The sequence below is a fragment of the Rhizobium sp. No.120 genome, assembly GCF_054558365.1.
This window is the reverse complement of sequence record NZ_BAAJNQ010000038.1, coordinates 1-6,200: the sequence shown is the minus strand read 5'-3', so window position 1 is coordinate 6,200 and position 6,200 is coordinate 1. Positions and strand designations below refer to the sequence as shown.

The following is a 6,200-nucleotide window of genomic DNA, read 5'->3' as shown; positions in this document are numbered from 1 at the left end:
GGCGCCGAGCGCACCATCACCAACGTGGCGGCGGGCCGGATCAGCGGCTCGTCCACCGATGCCGTCAACGGTTCGCAGCTCTTCGCCACCAACCAGGCGGTCGATGCTCTCGGCACGACGGTCACCACCATCAACGGCAACCTGACCAATCTCGGCAATACGATCAACAATCTCGCCGGTGACACATCGACGACCTATACCGATGCAAACGGTAAGGGCATCCGATATGTGCGCACCAATGACAGCACGCTCGCCGTCAGCGACTCCTCGGCTCAGGGCGTCGGTTCCACCGCGGTCGGCTACAACGCGACCGCTACGGCAGGCGATGCCCTGGCACTTGGAAGACAAAGCCAGGCCACCATCGTCGGCGGCGTCGCCCTCGGTTCCGACTCGGTTTCCGATCGCGCCCTCGCACCGGCAACGGGCCAGATCGCGGCTGGGCCGACGAATTTCATCCAGTACAATACGACGGACAAGACCCTGCTGGGCGCCGTTTCGGTCGGCTCGAGCACGGCCTATCGACAGATCATCAATGTTGCCGATGGCACCAACGCGCAGGACGCCGTCACCGTTCGTCAGCTCCAGGGCGCCATCGCTTCGGTGGCGACGACGCCGAGCAAGTACTTCCATGCGAACTCGACCGCCGGTGACTCGCTTGCTGTCGGCGCAGAGTCGGTGGCCGTCGGCCCGACGACGGTAGTCAATGGCGACAACGGCATCGGTATCGGTAATGGCGCAGTCGTCGACCAGGTTGCTCCGGGCGGTACGGCCATCGGCCAGAATGCCCATGTCATGCTGGCCGACGGCGTAGCCCTCGGTACGAACTCGCTGGCTGCGGGCGTCCAATCGGTAGCGCTCGGTGCCGGCGCGCAGGCCAACAACATCAACAGCGTCGCTCTCGGCGCGCAATCGGTGACGAGCGTGGGCGCTCAAACCGGCTACACCGGCTTCGCGCTTACGAGCCCGCAGACCTCCGTCGGCGAAGTGTCGATCGGCTCGGCCGGCTCGGAACGCAAGCTGACCAATCTGGCAGCCGGTTCGGCTGACACCGACGCGGTGAATGTCAGCCAGCTCAAGGGGCTCGGCACCAACGTTACCAACCTGATCGGCGGCAACACGACGATCAATCCGGATGGATCGATCACCGGCCCGACCTACAATATCCAGGGCAACAACTACAATACGGTCTATGATGCCTTCGGTGCGGTCGACAACTCGCTGACCAACATCATGAATGGCGGCGGCATCAAATATTTCCACGCCAACTCAACGCTGGCCGATTCCATTGCCAGCGGCACGGATAGCGTTGCGATCGGTCCACAGAGTGTCGCCAGCGGCGTGAGCAGCCTGGCAGCAGGGCTTGGATCTGCGGCGACAGGGCAGGGTGCGGTCGCGCTCGGCCAGGGCGCGCAGGCCAATAATGCTAATGACGTGGCCTTGGGCTCCGGTTCGTCAACGCAGGCGGCCGTCGGTACCTCGGGCACTACCATTCAAGGCCAGCATTACGACTTTGCCGGCACCACGCCGGTCGGTACCGTCAGTGTGGGCTCCCAGGGGGCGGAAAGAACCATCACGAACGTCGCTGCCGGCCGTATTTCTTCCGACAGCACCGACGCCATCAACGGCTCGCAGCTCTATGCGACCAATCAGGCGATCGATAGCCTGCAGACGGGGGTCGGCACGATCACCAAGAACGCCGTCACCTATGACCTCAATCCCGATGGCAGCAAGAAGAACAGCATTACGCTGCAGGGCGGTGACGTGAATGCGCCGGTGGTCATTTCCAACGTCGGCAAGGGCGTCGCTCCCACGGATGCCGTGAACGTCGCCCAGTTGGGCGACAGCATCACCCAGGTAAAATCCTACACGGATACGGCCGCCGCCACTACGCTGGCTTCCGCCAACAACTATACGGACCAGAAGTTCGGGCAGCTGAATCGAGAACTCGGAGACGTACGGTCGGAAGCAAGACAGGCAGCCGCGATTGGACTTGCCGCGGCATCGCTTCGCTATGACGACCGCCCCGGTAAGGTGAGCGTGGCCGTCGGTGGTGGCGTGTGGAGAGGCGAGGGTGCCTTGGCCTTCGGTGCCGGATACACCAGCGAGAACGGCCGGGTCCGGGCGAATCTGTCAGGTACGGCAGCCGGCGGACAGGTGGGCGTCGGCGCTGGCCTCAGCTTCACTCTGAATTGAGCCTGTCATGGTCAAAGGAGCGCTTCTCGGCGTCCCGACTTTCCTGATGTGCGTGCTCCTGTTCGGCTCGATTGCGGCCGGACAGGAGGCTGCCTCTCCGACGTATCGCATAAAGCCGTCCGAAGTCGTCGTTCCTCCGGAAGTGAAGCCTGGCGATTATCAGCGGACCATTCGTCCCTTCGAAAACTGGACGCTGATCTGCGACGAAAATCTCAAAATTCGCCAGCGGGTCTGCAACGTTACCCAGATCATCGAGAACGAGGCGGGGCAGGTCGCATTCAGCTGGTCGCTCGCTGCGACGAAAAAGGGCGATCCCTACATGATCTTGCGTGCGGCCCCGATTGCCAAAAGCGACGGCGGTATCCTGTTGCAATTCGAGGGCCGCAAGGAGCCGATACAGGTCCGGTTCAACGGTTGCAACAACACGGTATGCGTCGGCATGCTGCCGGTCGGACCGGCACTGCGCGAGCAGATTTCCAAGAATACGGCGCCAACGGTTTCCTATCCGACCGCGGACGGGAGAACGATCAGCGTGACCGCAAATCTCAAAGGCCTTTCCACAGCGGTTAAGGCGATAAAGTGACGGATGGATTTCAATGACCCAGCAATCAATTCACGATCGCATCATGTCGCGAAACACCAAGGACGCCGCAACTCAAAACCTGGCGGGCGAGCAAATCAAGCCGAAGCGAAGCTGGCGAAAAACCGCCGCCCTTTCGGTTCTGGCCATCGCAATCGCCGCCGCGGGCGGCTATGCCGCCTTCCGATATGATGTCCTGGGCAACCTTCTCTCCCAGCCCGCAGTTGCGGCCGCGAACGATGCCAATCAGGTGCTGCCCGATACGCCGTTCCTGCAGCATGCCAAGCAGGCCGGCCTGCATTCCTGTTCGACGATTTTCCCGGTCCTCGGGCAGTTGTTAACCAATGGCACGCAGTACAATGTCCAATCGGTGTGGAACAAAGAGGCAGCCGACAAGCATGCCGTACAGGCACTTGTCGGCATGAACTATGCCACGCAGGGCTATAGCGGTCCGGCCGCCGGCATCGTATTTGCAGCGCCCGTCGCATCCGGCTGTGAAGGATCAATGGTTCGCGTTGCACCGTTCACGATGTCTTGCCCGGAAGTTTCGGCCAAGTTCCCGAATGGAAGCAAGCTCGTCAACAATCTCGACCAGGTCGGTGTCTACCAGCTCGGCAACGATGGCGGTGATGCGATGCTTTTGCCGACAGGAAGCGGCTGCGTCGTCATATCCGTGGCTTCGGCAGCAGGAAAGCAAGGGAGCTAAAAATGAGACTGAAATCCGCGATTGCCGCGATGGGAATGCTTCTTGTCTCCACCGCCCATCCCTGGGCTGCCGATCTCTTTACCACAGAGCAGCCGCCGGCTCCCCCGCCCGAGGAGCGCGGCATATGGGCAGCTATCGCCTATTCCGCGCCTGATGAAAAATACGGCTTCTTCTGGGGCGCCGATAAGCGTCAGGAAGCGATGGATATCGCCCTCAAGCATTGTGAGCGGGATAAGGGCAAGAGCTGTGTCGTGGTCAGCGTCTTCCGCAATCATCGCCACTGGGATGACGACGATAAGACCGGCTTTCCATACAATCATTGCGGTGCGCTTGCCATTAGCAAGGAAGGCGGCAAGCGCGTCACGCCGTGGAGCGCGAATTCGGCACCGACGCGCCGCGAAGCCGAAGACCTCGCGCTCAAGGCCTGCGAGAGCTCCGGCTCCCGCTGCAGCGTGCGGGAGTGGGTGTGTACCTGAACGCTCCCGAGCATGACCGCCTTTGTACGTGCCAGTTCACGTCAAAAGGCGGCCGCCGGCGCTAGCCTGTCATCCTGGCCTTTTGCGGAACCGATTGCGCGAGGTCATGTTTCAAGTTGAGAGATCTTATCCCTTGTCAAAATCCGCATTCATTTCATCTCTGACCATCGGCCGCATATCTTATGCGGTGCTCGCCTTCATCTCCGCGAGCTTTGCTCTGACGCCCGCGCCTTCGGCCTTTGCCCAATCGGCTCTGCCGAATGGCGCATCCAGCCTGCAGGAGACCTATCAGGACTGGCATGTTGCGTGCAATCAGCGAGACAAGGCGGCGTCTTGTGCGCTCTCGCAGGATCAAACCCAGCAGAATGGGCAAAGACTGCTTGCCGTCGAAATGCAGATGCGTCCCGACGGCAGTGCGCTTGCAACGCTGCTGCTGCCGTTCGGAATTGTCCTCGACTCGGGCGTCACCCCGAATATCGACGATCAGCCGCCCCTGAAGCCGGTGCGCTTTCGCACCTGCCTGCCGAACGGCTGCATAGCCTTGCTTCCGATCGATGCTCCGACGCTTGCCAAATTGCGAACCGGTTCCCGCTTGAACCTCAAGGTTGTTGCCGATGGCGGTAATGCCCTTGGCTTCCAGGTGTCTCTGCAAGGCTTTTCCGCGGCTGCTGATCGCGTTGTTGCATTGGCCAGCCGATAGATGCGTCTCGTGGTTGGGCGGCCTGCTCCCGGTCGCAATTTCGGCAAACCCAGCTTTGCCGGACGCCGGATTTCAGTTTCCTTGGGCTCATGGGCATTGCGCAATCATCCTCGCAACGTCGCTAGGGACGTCCTATTACCGGGCCTCCGCTCCAGGCAATTGTTACGTTGCCGCCAAGCCTTGGGTTGATGAACGGCCGACGCCGAGCGATGAGGGCTGTCAATCGCGGATCATGGAAGCGAGCCTCGTATGGCTCCATCCAGGCGAGATCGCCGGCAAAAGTCCAGGGAAAAAGATGTTGCGGCGTCGAAGAATAGGCTGAGAAGCTACTTGGATCGAGTACGGCTTCGATCACCAGATTTGCCAGACGCCGAATGGCGCCGTTATTTCCTGAATAAAGGTCAACATGCCGCGCTTCAGCCAACTCCGCAGTGAAGACCAGCGGGATGAGCGCAAAATTATGGTAGTGAAGCGCTCGGTCGCCGCGTTTCAGCTCGCGCTCCAGCGTGCCGTTCTCCTGGATATCCTTGATGCCTTCGCGCGCACGGGCAATGCCCGCATTAATCAGATCGGGCCGTTTCGCCAGCGTTCCTATGGCCGTGAGATTCAGGCCTGCCCAGTAAACCAGATTGTTGTGCAGATGGTTGATGGCATTCGCATCCCGCGTGGAAGTTGCGATTTCGATAAGCCATTTCGAGATAGCCGGAGAAACAGCAGGCGCATCATTCTTCGATTGTGGAAAGAACCTCAGCAGGGCCAGAGCAAAATCGGTTCCTGCCCATGAGCGCTCAAAATATCCCTGATAGCCGTTGATCGAGCCCATCAAGGCATTTGCGCGAGCCCAGCTGTCCAGAAGTGTGACCACGCATGCCTTGTCGCCGCTGTCGGCCGCCTTATTCACCTGCTCGATGAAGGCATGCAGAGGCTTTATCGCCCTCCCATAGCCGTCCGGATCATCGTAGAATCCCGGCGGATCGATAGCGGACATTGCCGGCGGGACTTTGCAGGCTTCTGCGCGCGCGGCAATTGGAAGCGTACAGGCAATGAACATGCCGAGAAGTATTGCTGGATATAACCGCTTCAGGCCTAATAGCATTTCGAATGATGCAGCCATTCTCGCTTTCCGTTCTCAAGCCAAAGTCTGCCGCGATATCAATGCGGCTTCGGGGCCAGCGCCAGATCTTGCGCTGTTTGAACGGATGAGCGATCGGAACCTGTCGCTCGACTTATAAAAATTCTTCACTGCCCAAGTAGGCGCCTGGCCGGGTCATACCCGTACGTTATGGGCGCAGGTAAGCGGCATTAGGTAGCAAAGACCCCCAAAAGCGCTTTACTCCTCTGAATCAAAACGGAATTTCAGGCCAGCATTCCCATGAATGCCGCTGACGTTGATTGGATTAGTGACAGCGTTGCCAGGGAACCGACATCGGCGGAACGGCAATGCGATTGCGGAGAGTGACGCTTTTCAGAGTAGAGCGTGTGAATGCTTCGGACATGCTGCCTCTGGTTGGGAAATTCGATGCTCGGCTTGGGCTGCCTAAGCCC

The 6,200-nt window shown here is 60.0% G+C and carries 7 protein-coding genes; 5 read left to right on the top strand and 2 right to left on the bottom strand.

Going from position 1 to position 6,200, the window contains the following annotated elements; all coding sequences use genetic code 11:
• The 5 genes from ACYJRZ_RS31720 to ACYJRZ_RS31700 all read left to right on the top strand — a co-directional run.
• The coding region (locus ACYJRZ_RS31720; RefSeq protein ID WP_459465481.1) for a YadA-like family protein at positions 1–2,193 on the top strand (2,193 nt) is incomplete at its 5' end.
• Positions 2,194–2,200: 7 nt separating this feature from the next.
• Complete coding sequence (locus tag ACYJRZ_RS31715) at positions 2,201–2,776, top strand: invasion associated locus B family protein (RefSeq protein WP_459465479.1); 576 nt, start codon at positions 2,201–2,203, stop codon at positions 2,774–2,776.
• A 13-nt stretch (positions 2,777–2,789) separates the two neighbouring features.
• The gene (locus ACYJRZ_RS31710) at positions 2,790–3,479 is read left to right on the top strand and encodes a hypothetical protein (RefSeq protein ID WP_459465477.1); all 690 of its coding nucleotides are present in this window, start codon (positions 2,790–2,792) and stop codon (positions 3,477–3,479) included.
• Positions 3,480–3,481: 2 nt separating this feature from the next.
• Positions 3,482–3,955, top strand: coding sequence for a DUF4189 domain-containing protein (locus tag ACYJRZ_RS31705; RefSeq protein ID WP_459465475.1), 474 nt, complete (start codon positions 3,482–3,484; stop codon positions 3,953–3,955).
• 133 nt (positions 3,956–4,088) lie between these two features.
• Positions 4,089–4,655: an invasion associated locus B family protein gene (locus tag ACYJRZ_RS31700; RefSeq protein ID WP_459465473.1), complete on the top strand. Its 567-nt coding sequence runs from the start codon at positions 4,089–4,091 to the stop codon at positions 4,653–4,655.
• A 121-nt stretch (positions 4,656–4,776) separates the two neighbouring features.
• Here ACYJRZ_RS31700 and ACYJRZ_RS31695 read toward each other — a convergent pair whose 3' ends face one another.
• On the bottom strand, positions 4,777–5,769 hold the full coding sequence (locus ACYJRZ_RS31695; RefSeq protein WP_459465471.1) for an alginate lyase family protein: 993 nt from the start codon (positions 5,767–5,769) through the stop codon (positions 4,777–4,779).
• 242 nt (positions 5,770–6,011) lie between these two features.
• A partial coding sequence (locus ACYJRZ_RS31690) for a hypothetical protein (RefSeq protein WP_459465469.1) occupies positions 6,012–6,200 on the bottom strand: 189 nt, incomplete at its 5' end.

Coding starts and splice junctions, on each gene's coding strand:
- ACYJRZ_RS31715 (WP_459465479.1), top strand. CDS start 2,201: ATGGTCAAAGGAGCGCTTCTCGGCGTCCCGACTTTCCTGATGTGCGTG.
- ACYJRZ_RS31710 (WP_459465477.1), top strand. CDS start 2,790: ATGACCCAGCAATCAATTCACGATCGCATCATGTCGCGAAACACCAAG.
- ACYJRZ_RS31705 (WP_459465475.1), top strand. CDS start 3,482: ATGAGACTGAAATCCGCGATTGCCGCGATGGGAATGCTTCTTGTCTCC.
- ACYJRZ_RS31695 (WP_459465471.1), bottom strand. CDS start 5,769: ATGGCTGCATCATTCGAAATGCTATTAGGCCTGAAGCGGTTATATCCA.